The sequence below is a fragment of the Actinosynnema sp. NPDC004786 genome (assembly GCF_053601135.1).
This window is the reverse complement of record NZ_JBSGBG010000084.1, coordinates 1-15,344: the sequence shown is the minus strand read 5'-3', so window position 1 is coordinate 15,344 and position 15,344 is coordinate 1. Positions and strand designations below refer to the sequence as shown.

At 72.3% G+C, this 15,344-nt stretch carries 17 protein-coding genes; 2 read left to right on the top strand and 15 right to left on the bottom strand.

Annotated elements, in window-relative coordinates; genetic code table 11:
* From ACWEFJ_RS38425 to pyrR, 12 genes are all read right to left on the bottom strand, one after another.
* Positions 1-101: S-adenosylmethionine synthetase N-terminal domain-containing protein (locus ACWEFJ_RS38425; RefSeq protein ID WP_378095648.1), on the bottom strand; the 101-nt coding region annotated here is incomplete at its 3' end.
* 63 nt (positions 102-164) lie between these two features.
* Positions 165-1,403 carry a bifunctional phosphopantothenoylcysteine decarboxylase/phosphopantothenate--cysteine ligase CoaBC gene (gene coaBC / locus ACWEFJ_RS38420; protein ID WP_449716812.1) on the bottom strand — a complete coding sequence of 413 codons (1,239 nt, stop codon included), beginning with the start codon at positions 1,401-1,403 and terminating at the stop codon, positions 165-167.
* Positions 1,400-1,678 (bottom strand): DNA-directed RNA polymerase subunit omega, encoded by a 279-nt coding sequence (rpoZ, locus tag ACWEFJ_RS38415; protein ID WP_053721631.1) that lies wholly within the window; start codon positions 1,676-1,678, stop codon positions 1,400-1,402. Before rpoZ ends, coaBC begins: the two co-directional genes overlap by 4 nt.
* Positions 1,679-1,741: 63 nt before the next feature.
* Positions 1,742-2,341, bottom strand: coding sequence for a guanylate kinase (gene gmk, locus ACWEFJ_RS38410; protein ID WP_449716811.1), 600 nt, complete (start codon positions 2,339-2,341; stop codon positions 1,742-1,744).
* Positions 2,338-2,655, bottom strand: a complete 318-nt coding sequence (gene mihF, locus ACWEFJ_RS38405; RefSeq protein ID WP_033427832.1) for an integration host factor, actinobacterial type — start codon at positions 2,653-2,655, stop codon at positions 2,338-2,340. Before mihF ends, gmk begins: the two co-directional genes overlap by 4 nt.
* 301 nt (positions 2,656-2,956) lie before the next feature.
* Positions 2,957-3,757, bottom strand: coding sequence for an orotidine-5'-phosphate decarboxylase (pyrF, locus tag ACWEFJ_RS38400; protein WP_449716813.1), 801 nt, complete (start codon positions 3,755-3,757; stop codon positions 2,957-2,959).
* Between the two features lie 32 nt (positions 3,758-3,789).
* The gene (carB, locus tag ACWEFJ_RS38395) at positions 3,790-7,089 is read right to left on the bottom strand and encodes a carbamoyl-phosphate synthase large subunit (RefSeq protein ID WP_449716810.1); all 3,300 of its coding nucleotides are present in this window, start codon (positions 7,087-7,089) and stop codon (positions 3,790-3,792) included.
* Positions 7,089-8,216, bottom strand: coding sequence for a glutamine-hydrolyzing carbamoyl-phosphate synthase small subunit (carA, locus tag ACWEFJ_RS38390; protein ID WP_378095618.1), 1,128 nt, complete (start codon positions 8,214-8,216; stop codon positions 7,089-7,091). The genes carB and carA overlap by 1 nt, the downstream gene beginning before the upstream one ends.
* The gene (locus tag ACWEFJ_RS38385; RefSeq protein WP_378095622.1) at positions 8,213-8,698 is read right to left on the bottom strand and encodes a PH-like domain-containing protein; all 486 of its coding nucleotides are present in this window, start codon (positions 8,696-8,698) and stop codon (positions 8,213-8,215) included. The genes carA and ACWEFJ_RS38385 overlap by 4 nt, the downstream gene beginning before the upstream one ends.
* The gene (locus ACWEFJ_RS38380; protein WP_378095625.1) at positions 8,695-9,978 is read right to left on the bottom strand and encodes a dihydroorotase; all 1,284 of its coding nucleotides are present in this window, start codon (positions 9,976-9,978) and stop codon (positions 8,695-8,697) included. The genes ACWEFJ_RS38385 and ACWEFJ_RS38380 overlap by 4 nt, the downstream gene beginning before the upstream one ends.
* Entirely contained in the window at positions 9,975-10,907 is a 933-nt protein-coding gene (locus ACWEFJ_RS38375) for an aspartate carbamoyltransferase catalytic subunit (protein WP_449716809.1), read from the bottom strand. The genes ACWEFJ_RS38380 and ACWEFJ_RS38375 overlap by 4 nt, the downstream gene beginning before the upstream one ends.
* The gene (gene pyrR / locus ACWEFJ_RS38370) at positions 10,904-11,476 is read right to left on the bottom strand and encodes a bifunctional pyr operon transcriptional regulator/uracil phosphoribosyltransferase PyrR (protein WP_378095633.1); all 573 of its coding nucleotides are present in this window, start codon (positions 11,474-11,476) and stop codon (positions 10,904-10,906) included. The genes ACWEFJ_RS38375 and pyrR overlap by 4 nt, the downstream gene beginning before the upstream one ends.
* A gap of 258 nt (positions 11,477-11,734) precedes the next feature.
* Between pyrR and bldD the strand changes: the two genes are divergently transcribed.
* Complete coding sequence (gene bldD / locus ACWEFJ_RS38365; RefSeq protein WP_015103676.1) at positions 11,735-12,223, top strand: transcriptional regulator BldD; 489 nt, start codon at positions 11,735-11,737, stop codon at positions 12,221-12,223.
* Between the two features lie 96 nt (positions 12,224-12,319).
* Here the strand turns inward: bldD and nusB are convergent, their stop codons facing one another.
* The 3 genes from nusB to ACWEFJ_RS38350 form a co-directional block, all read right to left on the bottom strand.
* Complete coding sequence (gene nusB / locus ACWEFJ_RS38360) at positions 12,320-12,739, bottom strand: transcription antitermination factor NusB (RefSeq protein WP_378095636.1); 420 nt, start codon at positions 12,737-12,739, stop codon at positions 12,320-12,322.
* A gap of 1 nt (position 12,740) precedes the next feature.
* On the bottom strand, positions 12,741-13,304 hold the full coding sequence (efp, locus tag ACWEFJ_RS38355; protein ID WP_378095639.1) for an elongation factor P: 564 nt from the start codon (positions 13,302-13,304) through the stop codon (positions 12,741-12,743).
* A gap of 103 nt (positions 13,305-13,407) precedes the next feature.
* The gene (locus ACWEFJ_RS38350; protein ID WP_378095642.1) at positions 13,408-14,493 is read right to left on the bottom strand and encodes a M24 family metallopeptidase; all 1,086 of its coding nucleotides are present in this window, start codon (positions 14,491-14,493) and stop codon (positions 13,408-13,410) included.
* A gap of 256 nt (positions 14,494-14,749) precedes the next feature.
* Here ACWEFJ_RS38350 and ACWEFJ_RS38345 point away from each other — a divergent pair, with 256 nt between their 5' ends.
* Entirely contained in the window at positions 14,750-15,157 is a 408-nt protein-coding gene (locus ACWEFJ_RS38345; RefSeq protein WP_378095645.1) for a B-4DMT family transporter, read from the top strand.
* Positions 15,158-15,344 lie beyond the last annotated feature (187 nt).

Sequence of the window (15,344 nt, the reverse complement as noted above, 5' to 3'; positions counted from 1 at the left end):
AACGCATCCAGGATCGAATCGCTGATCGCGTCGCAGATCTTGTCCGGGTGCCCCTCGGTCACCGACTCACTGGTGAACAGCCTGCTGCTGTGCTGGCCCACGACGCTCCCTAACTGTCGATCCAAGAATGCCGCCAAGCTTACTGAGCGCAGCGGGGCGAGGAGTCACCGTTCGACCGTCGGTGCCACCGCGTCCCACAATGCGGACGCCAGGTGGGACTTCGAACCGTGCGGGATGGGACGTTCGGCCCCGTCGGCGGACAGCAGCCAGCCGGCGTTGTCCTCGACCTCGAACGCGCGGCCGTCACCGACGGCGTTCACCACGAGCCAGTCGCAGCCCTTGCGCTTGAGCTTCGCGCGGCCGTACTCCAGCACGCCGGTCTCGCCGTCGCCGGTCTCGGCCGCGAAGCCCACGACCACCTGCCCCGGCCGCCGCGCGGCGACCAGTTCGGCCAGGATGTCGGGGTTGCGGGTGAGCGCGACGGGGTCCGGGTCGCGGTCCGTCTTCTTGATCTTGTGCTCGACCCGGTCCACGGGCCGGAAGTCGGCGACGGCGGCGGCCATCACCAGGACGTCGGCCGTCTCGGCGACGGCGTGCATCGCGTCGCGCAGCTCCAGCGCCGAGCCCACGCGCACGACGTCCACCCCGGCGGGCGCGGCGAGGTCGGCGGTGTGCGCGGCGACCAGCGTCACCCGCGCGCCGCGCTGGGCGGCGACCCTGGCCAGCGCGTAGCCCTGCCGGCCGGACGAGCGGTTGCCCAGGAAGCGCACCGGGTCCAGCGGCTCGCGCGTGCCGCCCGCCGACACGGCGACGTGCACGCCTTCCAGGTCGCGCGGCAGCGCGTCGCGGCGCGCCAGCAGCAACCGGGCCAGGTCGACGATCTCGGCGGGCTCGGGCAGCCGGCCCTTGCCGGTGTCCTTGCCGGTCAGCCTGCCGCTCGCGGGCTCGGCCACGACCACGCCGCGCGAGCGCAGCAGCGCCACGTTGGCCCGCGTCGCCGGGTGCTCCCACATCTCGGTGTGCATGGCCGGCACGAGCAGGACCGGGCAGCGCGCGGTCAGCAGCGTGTTGGTGAGCAGGTCGTCGGCCAGGCCGTGGGCGGCCTTGGCGATCAGGTTCGCCGTCGCGGGGGCGACGACGACCAGGTCGGCGTTCTGCCCCAGCTTGACGTGCGGCACGGACGGGACGTCCTCGAACACGCCGGCCTGCACGGGCTGCCCCGACAGCGCCTCGAACGTGGCCGCGCCGACGAACTTCAGCGCGCCCTCGGTGGGCACGACGCGCACGGAGTGACCGGACTCGGTGAGCCGGCGCAGCACCTCGCACGCCTTGTACGCGGCGATGCCCCCGCCCACGCCCAGGACGACCCTGGGGCGGTCGGGGGCGTCGGCGGTCTCGGTCACTCGCCCTCGGTGTGCTCGAGGAGGCCCGCGTGGATCTCCCGGAGCGCGATGGACAGCGGCTTCTCGCGCGGGCCGGGCTCGACCAGCGGGCCGACGTACTCGAGCAGGCCCTCACCGAGCTGCGCGTAGTAGTCGTTGATCTGCCGAGCGCGCTTGGCCGCGTAGATCACCAGCGCGTACTTCGAGCTGACCTGCTCCAGGAGGTCGTCGATCGGCGGGTTGGTGATGCCCTCCGGGGTGCCCGAGAGCGGGCCCAGCTCGGTGTGCGTGGTCACTCGTCAACGCTCCTGCGGTTCAGGGGTGGGTCTGCGGGTCGTCCCGTGCCGCTCGGCACTCGCTCACGCGCCGGGCACCGGGCCGACCACCAAGTTTAGCAAGCTCGCGGCGGCGGACTTCACGTCGTCGTTCACCACGACCTCGTCGAACTCCGGTTCGGCCGCCAGCTCCTCCCGGGCGATCTCGAGCCGGCGGGCCACGACGGCGGGGTCCTCGGTGCCGCGACCGGTCAGCCGGCCGACCAGGTCCTCCCAGGACGGCGGGGCCAGCATGACCAGCTGGGCCTCCGGCATCGCGACCCGGACCTGCCGCGCGCCCTGCAGCTCGATCTCCAGCAGGGACGGCGTGCCGGCCGCCAGGGCCCGCAGCACCGGGGCCTTGGGGGTGCCGTAGCAGTTGCCCGCGAACTCGGCGTGCTCCAGCAGCTCGCCGTTGGCGACCATCTCGCGGAACTCGGCGACGTCGACGAAGTGGTAGTGCACCCCGTCGACCTCGCCCGGCCTCGGCTTCCGCGTGGTCACCGAGACGCTGAAGTGGATCTCCGGCTCCATCCGGCGCAGCTCGGCCAGCACGCTGGACTTGCCGACGCCGGAGGGCCCGGACAGAACGGTGAGGCGGGGTCGGGCGCGGACGCCCGACCCCACCCCGGTGCCATCACTCACTCGCCGCTGAACTCGGTGAGCAGCGCCTTGCGCTGCCGCTCACCCAGGCCGCGCAGCCGACGGGACGGAGCGATCTCCAAGCGCTCCATGATCTGCTGCGCACGCACCTTGCCGACGCCCGGAAGCGCCTCGAGCAGCGCGGACACCTTCATCTTGCCAAGGACCTCGTCGCTCTCGGCGGCCTTCAGCACGTCCGTCAGGGTCGTGCCGCCACGCTTGAGGCGCTCCTTGAGCTCAGCCCGAGCGCGACGAGCGGCAGCAGCCTTCTCCAGCGCTGCGGCCCGCTGCTCCTCGGTAAGCTGGGGAAGGGCCACGATTTCCTCCGTGGTGTGGGAATTTCAATTCTGGATCGGTGCCGCGACCGTACCGAGCGCAATTGCCTGGGTACAACGTGGGTCCCAGTCAGGTGAATCTTTCAGCGCTGGAGTGGTTGCGGCGGGTGGTAGTAGTACCAACACCCTCCAACAGGTCCATCACCGCCACCGGTAACGCCCTGCGCACGCCGTGTGTGGTATGCGCTCGATGGGTGATGGACCCGCCGGTGGCCAGGACCGTACCAGGCAGCGTTTGCGCAGGTGAGCGGACCACGCGAAGCGTGTCGCGATTTGATCGTGATCACATCTCCAGCGAGCGCCGCACGGCGTCCACCGCAGACCGCAACGATGCGGTCTCCGGGCCGTGCCTGAGCACGTCCCGGGAGGACGTCGGGAGCACTCCGCGCAGGTCCTCGCCGAACAGCGCGCGCAGGTCCGCGACCGTCGCGCCCTGCGCCCCGAAACCCGGCGCCAGGACGTATCCGCGCAGGTCGGAGAGGTCCACGCCGAGGTCGCCGACGGTCGCGCCGACCACCAGGCCGACGTCGCCGAACGGTTCCGCGCCCGCGTTCGCGGCGGCCGCGGCGTCGACGACGGACTGCGCGACCGAGCGCCCGTCGGGGCCCACCGCGCGCTGCACGGAGGCCCCTTCCGGATTCGAAGTCAACGCGAGCACGAATAGTCCGCGACCGCTCGCGGAGGCCGCCTCCAGCGCCGGGTCGAGCGACCCGAAGCCGAGGTACGGCGACGCGGTGACCGCGTCGCCGGCCAGCGGCGAGCCCTCGGTGAGGTAGGCCGCGGCGTACGCGGCCATGGTGGAGCCGATGTCGCCGCGCTTGGCGTCGACCAGGACGAGCGTGCCGCTGTCGCGCAGGTCCGCGATGACCCGCTCCAGGACCGCCACGCCCCGCGAGCCGTGCGCCTCGAAGAACGCCGCCTGCGGCTTCACCAGCGCCACCCGGCCGCCGAACGCCTCCACGCAGGTCAGGGCGAACCGCTCCAGCCCGGCGGCGTCCCGGGGGAGCCCCCAGGACGCCAGCAGGCCGGGGTGCGGGTCGATGCCCACGCACAGCGGCCCGTGCTCGGCCACCGCCTTCGCCATCCGCGCCCCGAACCGCGCGCCCCCGGCGGCGCTCACGCGTCGCCCCGCAGGGCCGCCTGGAGCGCCTGGAGGGGCCGCACGCCGATGTCGCCGCGGATGGCCGCCTCGATGCCGTGCACGGCCGCCGCCGCGCCCTGGATCGTGGTCACGCAGGGGATGTCCCTGGCCACGGCCGCGGTGCGGATCTCGTAGCCGTCCACGCGCGGGCCGTGGTTGCCGTACGGGGTGTTGATGATCATGTCCACGGTGCCGTCGAGGATGGCGTCGACGATGTTGTCGGCCCCCTCGAAGTGCTTGCGCACGATCGTGCACGGGATGCCGTTGCGGCGCAGCACCTCGGCCGTGCCCGCGGTGGCCAGCACCTCGAAGCCCAGGTCGGCGAGCCGCTTGACCGGGAAGATCATGGCCCGCTTGTCCCGGTTGGCCACCGACACGAACACCCGGCCCGACGTGGGCAGGGAGCCGTAGGAGGCGGTCTGGGACTTGGCGTAGGCCATGCCGAACGACACGTCGATGCCCATGACCTCGCCGGTCGACTTCATCTCCGGCCCGAGCAGCGAGTCGACGCCCTTGCCCTCCGGCGTGCGGAACCGGTGGAACGGCAGCACGGCCTCCTTGACCGCGACCGGGGCGTGCGGCGGCAGCTTCGCGCCGTCGCCCGCCGCGGGCAGCATCCCCTCGGCCCGCAGCTGGGCCACGGTCGCCCCGAGCATGATCCGCGCGGCGGCCTTGGCCAGCGGCACCGCCGTGGCCTTGGAGACGAACGGGACGGTGCGCGAGGCGCGCGGGTTGGCCTCCAGGACGTACAGCACGTCGTCCTTCAGCGCGTACTGCACGTTGAGCAGGCCGCGCACGCCGATGCCCTCGGCGATGGCCAGCGTGGAGCGCCGGACCGCGTCGATGTCGGACTCGCCCAGCGTGATCGGGGGCAGGGCGCACGCCGAGTCGCCGGAGTGCACGCCGGCCTCCTCGATGTGCTCCATCACGCCGCCGATGAACACCTCGTTGCCGTCGTAGAGGGCGTCTACGTCGATCTCGATCGCGTCGTCGAGGAACCGGTCGACCAGCACCGGGTGCTCCGGGCTGACCTCGGTGGCGCGCTGGATGTAGCTGCGCAGGGTCTCCTCGTCGTAGACGATCTCCATGCCGCGCCCGCCGAGCACGTACGACGGCCGCACCAGCACCGGGTAGCCGATCTCGTCGGCGATGGCCTTGGCCTGCGCGAACGAGGTGGCCATGCCGTACTTCGGGGCGGGCAGCCCGGCCTCGGCGAGAACCTGGCCGAACGCGCCGCGCTCCTCGGCGAGGTGGATGGCGTGCGGCGGGGTGCCGACGACGGGCACGCCCGCGTCGGCGAGCCGGCGCGCGAGGCCCAGCGGCGTCTGGCCGCCGAGCTGCACGATCACGCCCACGACCGTGCCGGAGCGCTGCTCGGAGTGGAACACCTCCAGCACGTCCTCGAACGTCAGCGGCTCGAAGTAGAGCCGGTCCGACGTGTCGTAGTCGGTGGAGACGGTCTCCGGGTTGCAGTTGACCATCACGGTCTCGTACCCGGCGGCCCGCAGCGCCATGGCCGCGTGCACGCACGAGTAGTCGAACTCGATGCCCTGCCCGATCCGGTTCGGCCCGGAGCCCAGGATCAGCACCTTGGGCTTCTCCCGCTGCTCGGTGACCTCGCTCTCGGCGTCGGGGTCCAGCTCGTAGGCCGAGTAGTGGTAGGGCGTGCGGGCGGCGAACTCGGCGGCGCAGGTGTCGACCGTCTTGAACACCGGCCGCACGCCGAGGCGGTGCCGCAGGGCGCGGACGCCGTCCTCGCCGGCCAGCTCCGGGCGCAGCGCCGCGACCTGCCGGTCGGACAGGCCCGCGCGCTTGGCCTTGCGCAGCAGCCGCTCGTCCAGCACCGGCGCGGTCTCGATCTCCCGCCGCAGGTCGACCAGCCAGGCGAACTGCTCGATGAACCACGGGTCGATCCGCGACGCCTCGCGCACCTGCTCGACCGTGGCGCCCAGGCGCAGCGCGCGGTCCACCGTGTACAGCCGGCCGTCGTGCCCGGTGCGCAGGGCGTCCAGGGTGGACTCCAGCGTCTCGTCCGGGTCGGGCGTGGTCCAGAAGCCGCCGGCCTTGGTCTCCATGGAGCGCAGCGCCTTGCCCATGGCCTCGATGAAGCTGCGGCCGATGGCCATGGCCTCGCCGACCGACTTCATGGTGGTGGTCAGGGTGCGGTCGGCGCCGGGGAACTTCTCGAACGCGAACCGCGGCACCTTCACCACGACGTAGTCGAGCGTCGGCTCGAAACTCGCGGGCGTTTCCCCGGTGATGTCGTTGCGGATCTCGTCCAGGGTGTAGCCGATGGCGAGTTTCGCGGCGATCTTGGCGATCGGGAAACCGGTCGCTTTCGACGCCAGCGCCGACGACCGCGACACGCGCGGGTTCATTTCGATGACGACCATGCGGCCGTTCTCCGGGTGGATGGCGAACTGGATGTTGCAGCCGCCGGTGTCCACCCCGACCTCGCGGATGACGGCGATGCCGACGTCGCGCATGTGCTGGAACTCGCGGTCGGTGAGCGTCATCGCCGGGGCCACGGTCACCGAGTCGCCGGTGTGCACGCCCATCGGGTCGATGTTCTCGATGGAGCAGACGACCACCACGTTGTCGTTGCGGTCGCGCATCAGCTCCAGCTCGTACTCCTTCCAGCCGAGCACGCTCTCCTCGATGAGCACCTCGGTGACCGGGGACTCGGCCAGGCCGCTCGCGGCCAGCCGCTCCAGCTCCTCGGGGGTGTGCGCCATGCCGGAGCCGAGGCCGCCCATGGTGAACGACGGGCGGATGACGACCGGCAGGCCCAGCTCGGCCACGGTCGCGCGGACGTCGTCCATGCTCTTGCAGACGGCGCTGCGCGGCACGTCCGCGCCGATCTTGCGGACCAGGTCCTTGAAGATCTGCCGGTCCTCGCCGCGCTGGATGGCGTCGATGTCCGCGCCGATCAGCTCGACGTCGTACTTCTCCAGCACGCCCCGCTCGTGCAGGGCGATGGCGGTGTTCAGCGCGGTCTGGCCGCCCAGGGTGGCCAGGATGGCGTCCGGCCGCTCGGCCGCGATGACCTTCTCCACGAACTCCGGGGTGATCGGCTCGACGTAGGTGGCGTCGGCGAACTCCGGGTCGGTCATGATCGTCGCCGGGTTGGAGTTGACCAGCGAGACGCGCAGGCCCTCCTCGCGCAGCACCCGGCACGCCTGGGTGCCGGAGTAGTCGAACTCGCAGGCCTGGCCGATGACGATCGGCCCGGAGCCGATGACGAGCACGTGCTTGAGATCAGTCCTCTTCGGCATCAGCGGCCCTCGCCCATCATGGTCACGAACTCGTCGAACAGCGGTGCGGCGTCGTGCGGTCCGGCCGCCGCTTCCGGGTGGTACTGCACGCTGAACGCGGGCACGTCCAGCGCCCGCACGCCCTCGACGGTGCCGTCGTTGGGGCAGTAGTGGCTCAGCAGCACGCGGCCGAAGTCGGAGGTGAACTCCTCGCCCGGCTCGCCCTCCAGCGCGAACCCGTGGTTCTGCGCGGTGATGGCGACCTTGCCGGTCGCCACGTCGATCACCGGGATGTTGATGCCCCGGTGGCCGTAGCGCAGCTTGTAGGTGTCGCGGCCCAGCGCGCGGCCCAGGATCTGGTTGCCGAAGCAGATGCCGAACAGCGGGATGCGCCGGTCCAGCACGCCCCGGGTCAGCTCGACCGCGTGCGCCTGGGTGGCCGGGTCGCCCGGCCCGTTGGACAGGAACACGCCGTCGGGCTTGACCGCCACCAGGTCGTCCACGGTGGAGGTCAGCGGCAGCACGTGCACCTCGATGCCGCGGGCGGCCATCATCCGGGGCGTGTTGGACTTGATGCCCAGGTCCAGCGCGGCCACCGTGAAGCGGCGCTCGCCGACGGCCTCGACCACGTAGGGCCGCGGCGTGGTGACGTCCCCGGCGAGGTCGGCGCCCTTCATGGGCGGCGCGCTGCGCACGCGTTCCAGCATCTCCTCGGCGGTGCCCAGCTCGTCGCCGGAGAACACGCCGGCCCGCATCGCGCCCTGCTCGCGCAGGTGGCGGGTCAGCATCCGGGTGTCGATGCCGGAGATGCCGACGACGCCCTGCCGGACCAGCTCGTCGTCCAGGCCGCGGGTGGACCGCCAGTTCGACGGCACGCGCGCCGGGTCGCGCACCACGTACCCGGCGACCCAGATGCGGCCCGACTCGTCGTCCTCGTCGTTCCAGCCGGTGTTGCCGATCTGCGGCGCGGTCTGCACCACGATCTGGCGGTGGTAGGACGGGTCGGTCAGCGTCTCCTGGTAGCCGGTCATGCCGGTGGAGAACACCACCTCGCCCAGGCTCGCGCCCACCGCGCCGTAGGACTCGCCGCGGAACACGCGGCCGTCCTCCAGCACCAGTGCCGCGTCGGTCTTGACCGGGTTGTTCATGCGGTGCCTCCCAGCGCCTGCACCCACTGCTCGTACACGTCCTTGTCGTCGCCCCGGAACCCGGTGTCGAACACCCGGTCGCCGAGGTCCCAGCGCACGACCAGCAGGCCGTCCGCCGTCATCACCTTGCCCGCGAGGCCGCGGGCCGTCCGGGCGCCGCGCACCCGCTCCGCCGGGATCCACAGGGCGCTCGCGCCCGTGCGCTCCACCAGCACGCCCTGCTCGGTGAGCCGGAGGGTCGCCTCCGCGCGGTGGCCGATGTCGCCGACCGCGACCCGGTCCTGCCAGTCGTCGCCGATCGTGGTGCCGACGTACACGCCGGTCGTCTCCAGCATCGTCGCGCCGGTGTCGGCGGGCGGCTGCGGGAACTCCGGGAGCACCTCGGCCTGGCGGCGGGCGCGCCGCCGCCAGCCGTGCCACATGCCGTACAGGCAGAGCAGGAAGATCGCCAGCACGGCCAGGGACAGCAGCACGCGGGTCATGAGGTGATCCTTCCGCCGGCCGCGGTGACCCGCCCGCGCAGCACGGTCGCGACCACCGCGGCGGGCAGCTCCATGCCCTCGAACGGCGTGTTGGCCGCGATGCTCGCGAACTCCGCGCCGCGCACCGTCCAGGTGGCGTCGGGGTCGACCAGGGTCAGGGTGGCGGGCTCGCCGACCTCGATCGGCCGGCCCTGGTCGGGCAGGCCCGCGATCTCGGCGGGCCGCTCGCTCATCACCCGCGCCACGCCGCGCCAGTCCAGCAGGCCGGTCCGGACCATGGTCTCGACCACGATCGACAGCGCGGTCTGCAGGCCGAGCATGCCTGGCCGGGCCGCGGACCACTCGCAGTCCTTGTCCTGCGCGGCGTGCGGCGCGTGGTCGGTGGCCACGCAGTCGATGACGCCCTCGGCCAGCGCCCGGCGCAGCACCTCCACGTCGGCCGCGGTGCGCAGCGGCGGGTTGACCTTGTTCACCGGGTCGTAGGTGGCCAGCCGCTCGTCGGTCAGCAGCAGGTGGTGCGGCGTGACCTCGGCGGAGACCCGCGTGCCGCGGGCCTTGGCCCACCTGAGCACGTCGGCGGCGCCGGTGGTGGACACGTGGCACACGTGCAGCCGGGCGCCGGCGTGCCGCGCCAGCAGGCAGTCGCGCGCCACGATCGACTCCTCGGCGGCGGCGGGCCAGCCCTGCAGGCCCAGGCGGGACGCCTGCTCGCCCTCGTGCGCCTGCGCGCCCACGGTCAGCCGGGGCTCCTCCGCGTGCTGCGCGACGACCACGTCCAGCGCCTTGCTGTACTCCAGGGCGCGCCGCATGATCAGCGGGTCGTGCACGCAGTGGCCGTCGTCGGAGAACACCCGGACGCCCGCCTTGGCCATGGTGCCCAGCTCGGCGAGCTTCACGCCCTCCAGGCCCACGGTGACCGCGCCGACCGGGTGCACGTCCACCAGGCCGACCTCGCGGCCGCGGCGGGCGACGTGCCGGACGACGACCTCGTTGTCGGCGACCGGGTCGGTGTTGGCCATGGCGAAGACCGCCGTGTAGCCGCCCAGCGCGGCGGCGGCCGAGCCGGTGGCGATGGTCTCGGTGTCCTCGCGGCCGGGTTCGCGCAGGTGGGTGTGCAGGTCGACGAAGCCGGGCAGCAGGACCGCGCCGCCGCCGTCCAGGACGTCCGCGCCCTCCTCGGCCACGGACCCGATGGCGGCGATCACGCCGTCGCGGAGCAGCACGTCTACCGGGTCGCCCTCGCCGTACGGTCGTACTCCCTTGAGGATCAAGGGTTTCACGAAGTCTCCTCTTCATGGGCGAGCAGGTGGTACAGGACGGCCATGCGCACGTGCACGCCGTTGCGCACCTGGTCGGTGATCGCGGCGCGGGGCGAGTCGGCGACCGCCGAGGCGATCTCCATGCCGCGCAGCATCGGACCGGGGTGCAGCACGACGGCGTGCTCGGGCAGCAGCCCCAGCCGCCGCTCGCTCAGGCCGTAGGCGATCGAGTACTCACGGGCCGACGGGAAGAAAGCGCCGTGCATCCGCTCGGCCTGGACCCGCAGCAACATGACCGCGTCGAGACCGGGCAGCTCGGCGTCCAGGTCGTGCGAGAGGGTCACCGGCCAGCTCTCCACCCCGGTCGGCAGCAGCGTCGGCGGTGCGACGAGCGTCACCTCCGCGCCGAGCGCGGTGAGCAGGTGCACGTTCGACCGGGCGACCCGGCTGTGCAGCACGTCGCCGACGATGGCGATGCGGCGGTCCCGCAGGTCGCCGAGGCGTTCCCGCAGGGTGGCCGCGTCGAGCAGGGCCTGGGTGGGGTGCTCGTGCATGCCGTCGCCCGCGTTGACGACCGACGTGCCCGCCTCGCGCAGCCAGCCCGCCAGCCGGTGCGCCGCGCCGGACGCCGGGTGCCGCACGACGACGCAGTCCGCGCCCGCCGCGGCCAGGGTCAGCGCGGTGTCGCGCAGCGACTCGCCCTTGCCGACGCTGGAGCCCGACGACGAGACGTTCACCACGTCCGCGCTCATCCACTTGCCCGCGATCTCGAAGCTCACGCGGGTGCGGGTGGAGTTCTCGTAGAACATCGTGATGACCGTGCGGCCGCGCAACGTGGGCAGTTTGCGCACCTCACGGCCTTCGAGGGCCTGCTTGAGGCTCGCCGCGGTGTCCAGGATGGCGGTCGCCTGCGCCGGGTCGATGCCCTCGGTGGTGAGCAGGTGCTTCACCGCAGCACCACCCCGTCGCGCCGGTCGAACTCCTCCAGGAGCACGTGGACCTCCTCGGTGCGGGCCGTGGGCACGTTCTTGCCCACGTAGTCCGCGCGGATCGGCAGCTCGCGGTGGCCCCGGTCGACCAGGACGGCGAGCTGCACGGCGCGCGGGCGGCCGTGGTCCCGCAGCGCGTCGAGCGCGGCGCGGATCGTGCGGCCGGAGAACAGCACGTCGTCCACCAGGACGACGAGCTTGTCGTCCACCCCGCCCTCGGGCAGCTTCGTCGCCTCCAGCGGCCGGGTGGGGCCGCGGCGCAGGTCGTCCCGGTAGAGGGTCACGTCCAGGGTGCCGGTGGGCACCTCGACGCCGGAGAACTCGGCGATGCGGACGGCCAGCCGGCGGGCCAGCGGCGCGCCTCGGCTCGGGATCCCCATCAGGACTACTGCGGGTGCGCTCGGTGCATCAAGAGCGGTCTTCTCGATGATCTGATGGGCCATTCGGGCGACGGTGCGCGCGACGTCGCCGGCCGAGAGAAGCTCGCGCTCCCCGGCCGGGTCCGTCGCGCCACGTTGACGTGGCGCCACGGTTGGACCTCCTTCCCCGCCTCGCTGGACGGGTCCTTAAAGGACGTCGGACACCCGGCTGCGACCGGGCTGACCAGCACCGTATCAGGCGAGCGCGGTCAATCTTCCGGGTGGTGTGCGTGGTCTCGCCCACCTGTCCTATCGAGATCAGCTTGACCTGGTGACCACGGAGAGCAATCATTACTCTGCGTATTGATCTAAGCCTCCCCGCGGCAGTCCCCTACCGGCTGACGGGGCGAATGAACGGAGAACCGCCACATGGGCGACTACGCCAAGGCGCTGGGGGCAAAGCTCCGCGCGATCCGCCAGCAGCAGGGCTTGTCTTTGCACGGCGTCGAGCAGAAGTCCGGCGGTCGCTGGAAGGCCGTGGTCGTCGGCTCGTACGAGCGCGGCGACCGCGCCGTGACCGTGCAGAAGCTCGCCGAGCTGGCCGACTTCTACGGCGTCCCGGTGGCCGAGCTGCTGCCGGAGGGTCGGGTGCCGTCCGGTGCGGAACCCGCCACGAAGATCGTCATCAACCTGGAGCGGCTGCAGCAGCTGCCGGCGGAGAAGGTCGGACCGCTCGCGCGGTACGCGGCCACCATCCAGAGCCAGCGCGGTGACTACAACGGCAAGGTGCTGTCCATCCGGACCGAGGACCTGCGCTCCCTGGCGATCATCTACGACATGACGCCCGGCGAGCTGACCGAGCAGCTCATCGACTGGGGCGTGCTGCCCCCCGAGGCCCGTCCGGCCAAGGAGGACTGAGCACGCGGGAAGGGCCACCCGGCGGTCGCACCGGGTGGCCCTCCGGCCTGCGCCCGCGGGCGCGTCGTCTGGTTGTGCGCCAGCGCACGGTGTGCGCTACAGCACGGCCCGGAGCTGGTCGGCGATGACCGCGATCCGGCCGAGCACGCCGTTGACGAACCGCGGCGAGTCGTCCGTGGACAGGCCCTTGGCCAGCTCCACGGCCTCGTCGATCGCGACCGCGTCCGGCACGTCCGCCGCCCACAGCAGCTCGTAGAGGCCGATCCGCAGCACCGCGCGGTCGACCGCCGGCATGCGCTGCAACGTCCAGCCCTCCGAGTGCTCGGAGATCAGGTCGTCGATGCGCGCGCGATGCGCCGTGACGCCTTCCACGAGGGTGATCGTGTAGTCGTTCACCGGCGGCACGTCCGCGGAGCCGACCCGGTCGGCGAGCAGCGTCACCGGGTCGGAACCCCGCAGGTCGGCCTCGTAGAGGACGTCGACCGCGCGTTTGCGCGCCTTGCTCCGTGCGCCCATCTCAGCCGTTCACTCGGCCGAGGTAGCGGCCGTCGCGGGTGTCGACCTTGATCTTCTCGCCGGTGCTGACGAACAGCGGGACCTGGATCTCCGCGCCGGTCTCCAGCGTGGCGGGCTTGGTGCCGCCGGTGGAGCGGTCGCCCTGCAGGCCCGGGTCGGTGTGCTGGATGACGAGCTCGACCGAGGTCGGCAGCTCGACGTAGAGCGCGACGCCCTCGTGCATGGCGACGACCGCTTCCTGGTTCTCCAGCATGTAGTTCGCCGCGTCGCCGACGGTCTCGGCCGGGATGCTGATCTGGTCGTACGTGTCGCCGTCCATGAAGACGAAGTCGGCGCCGTCCTTGTACAGGTACGTCATGCCGCGCTTGTCGACGGTGGCCGTCTCGACCTTGGTGCCCGCGTTGAAGGTCTTGTCCACGACCTTGCCGGACAGGACGTGCTTCAACGTGGTGCGCACGAAGGCGCCACCCTTGCCCGGCTTGACGTGCTGGAACGCGGTGACGGTCCAGAGCTGGCCGTCGAGGTTCAGCACCAGGCCGTTCTTGAGGTCGTTGGTGGTGGCCACGGTGGTGGGCTCTCCTGTTGCGTGAGTGAGGTGCCGTCGGCGGAGCCGACTTTCCGACTGCCGTCGGCTTGGCCGACGAATCCGATTCCGGGCGATCCGACTTTCAGATGACCACGAGCTCCTTCGTGGTCAGGGTGAGGAGCTCCGGGGCGCCTTCGCGCACCACGAGCGTGTCCTCGATGCGGACACCACCCTTCCCGGCCAGGTACACACCGGGCTCGACGGTGACCGCCATGCCGGGCAGAAGTGTACCGTCACCCGCCTTGGACAGCGTTGGAGCCTCGTGGATCTGCAGGCCGACGCCGTGCCCGAGGCCGTGCAGGAAGTCGTCGCCGTGCCCGGCCTCCTCGATCACGCCGCGCGCCGCCGCGTCCACGTCCGAGACCCGCGCGCCGACGCCGAGCGCCGCCCGGCCGGCCGCCTGCGAGGCCGCGACCAGTTCGTACAGCTCCCGCTGCCAGTCCGCGGCCCGGCCGACGACCACGGTGCGGGTCATGTCGGAGTGGTAGCCGTCGACCAGCGCGCCGAAGTCGAGCTTCACGAAGTCGCCGTCCCGGACCACCGCGTCGGTCGGCCGGTGGTGCGGCACCGCCGAGTTTGCGCCCGCCGCCACGATCGACTCGAACGACGGCCCGGCCGCGCCGTGGTCGAGCATCCGGCTCTCCAGCTCGCGGGCGATCTCCTTCTCGGTGCGACCCGGCCGCAACCCGCCGTGCTCGATGAGCCCCGCCAGCGCCCGGTCGGCCGCCGCGCACGCCATCCGCAACGCCTCGACCTCGGCGTCGTCCTTGACCAGCCGCAGCCGTTCGACCAGGTCGGGCGCCCGGACCAGCGACGCGCCACCGGCCGCGTCCACCAGCGCGTCCAGCCCGTCCACGGTCACGTGCCCGCTCTCGAACCCGATCCGGCCGACCCCCGCCGCCGCGGCCCGCTTCACCAGCGCCGCGTCGCACGGCCGGTCGATGACCCGCTCCAGGTCCGGCACCTGCGCCGCGGCCTGGGTGAGGTAGCGGCCGTCGGTGCAGAACACCGAGGCGTCATCGGAGTCCGCGCGCACCAGCAGGGCCGCGTTCGACCCGGTGAACCCGGTCAGGTAGCGGACGTTGAGCAGGTTGGTGACCAGCAGCGCGTCCAGCTCCCGGTCCCGGAGCGTGGCACGCAGGGCGGCGCGGCGCGTGGAGTGCGGCATGCCCAGCAGCCTAAGGCCCGGCGACCCCCCTCACCGCGCCACTCGATCGAGTGAATCCTGCGCCGCCGACCACCCCAGTCCATGCAACCCGAAGAAGAACCGCAACCGCCCGGTCGACGCGATCCCGCGCCCCGGCCCCGGCCCCAACCCCGGCCCCAACCCCAACCCCGGCCCCGGCCCCGGCTTCGGCTTCGGCCCCCGGCCCCCGGCCCCCGGCCACTGTGCCGGGTCGCCGGCCACCTTTAGGGTGGATCGCATGCGCACGTGGCTGGTCCGGGGGTTCTGGATGGGGTTGTTCCACGGCGGGGTGCAGACCGGCACCTCGGCCGTGAGCGTCCACAGCCCCGAGGCCGCTTCGGCCATCCGGTACATCGCGATCGGCCTGGTGGTCGTGATCGGGCTGCTGTGGGGCGCGCTGGACGCGTGGCGGCAGCTCGACGGGCGGGGCATGGTGTGGTTCCTGGCCGGCCTGGTCGCCGGCCCGCTTGCCGGCCTGACCGGCGTGGTGGGCCGGTCGCTGATCGACCAGACGGGCCTGGAGTCCCTCGGCCCGGCACTGACGGGCGGTGCCGCGTTCACCGCGCTCCTGGTCATGGCGACCGCCGTCATCGGCCTGGGCCTGGGCAGCGCACTACCCCAACCCAAGCCCGAGAACTCACACTGACGCCCCTCCCGACCACCTCCTCCCAGCCACCCCAACCCTCATCCACCCCACCCAACCAGCCCCACCCCACCCACAACGGACCCGCAGCCACCCCACCGAGGCTCGATTTGACATGGGTTCGGGTGCCTTAGGCTGGACGAAGCCGGCAGGCCCGGCGGGACGCTTTACCCCGCTGGGCCTGCCGGCT

What these genes read in the sequence shown, in the direction of transcription:
- carB (WP_449716810.1), bottom strand. Translation starts at nt 7,089, where the DNA reads ATGCCGAAGAGGACTGATCTCAAGCACGTGCTCGTCATCGGCTCCGGG.
- bldD (WP_015103676.1), top strand. Translation starts at nt 11,735, where the DNA reads ATGGGCGACTACGCCAAGGCGCTGGGGGCAAAGCTCCGCGCGATCCGC.
- nusB (WP_378095636.1), bottom strand. Translation starts at nt 12,739, where the DNA reads ATGGGCGCACGGAGCAAGGCGCGCAAACGCGCGGTCGACGTCCTCTAC.
- ACWEFJ_RS38345 (WP_378095645.1), top strand. Translation starts at nt 14,750, where the DNA reads ATGCGCACGTGGCTGGTCCGGGGGTTCTGGATGGGGTTGTTCCACGGC.
- ACWEFJ_RS38385 (WP_378095622.1), bottom strand. Translation starts at nt 8,698, where the DNA reads ATGACCCGCGTGCTGCTGTCCCTGGCCGTGCTGGCGATCTTCCTGCTC.
- carA (WP_378095618.1), bottom strand. Translation starts at nt 8,216, where the DNA reads ATGAACAACCCGGTCAAGACCGACGCGGCACTGGTGCTGGAGGACGGC.
- pyrF (WP_449716813.1), bottom strand. Translation starts at nt 3,757, where the DNA reads ATGGCGAAGGCGGTGGCCGAGCACGGGCCGCTGTGCGTGGGCATCGAC.
- ACWEFJ_RS38350 (WP_378095642.1), bottom strand. Translation starts at nt 14,493, where the DNA reads ATGCCGCACTCCACGCGCCGCGCCGCCCTGCGTGCCACGCTCCGGGAC.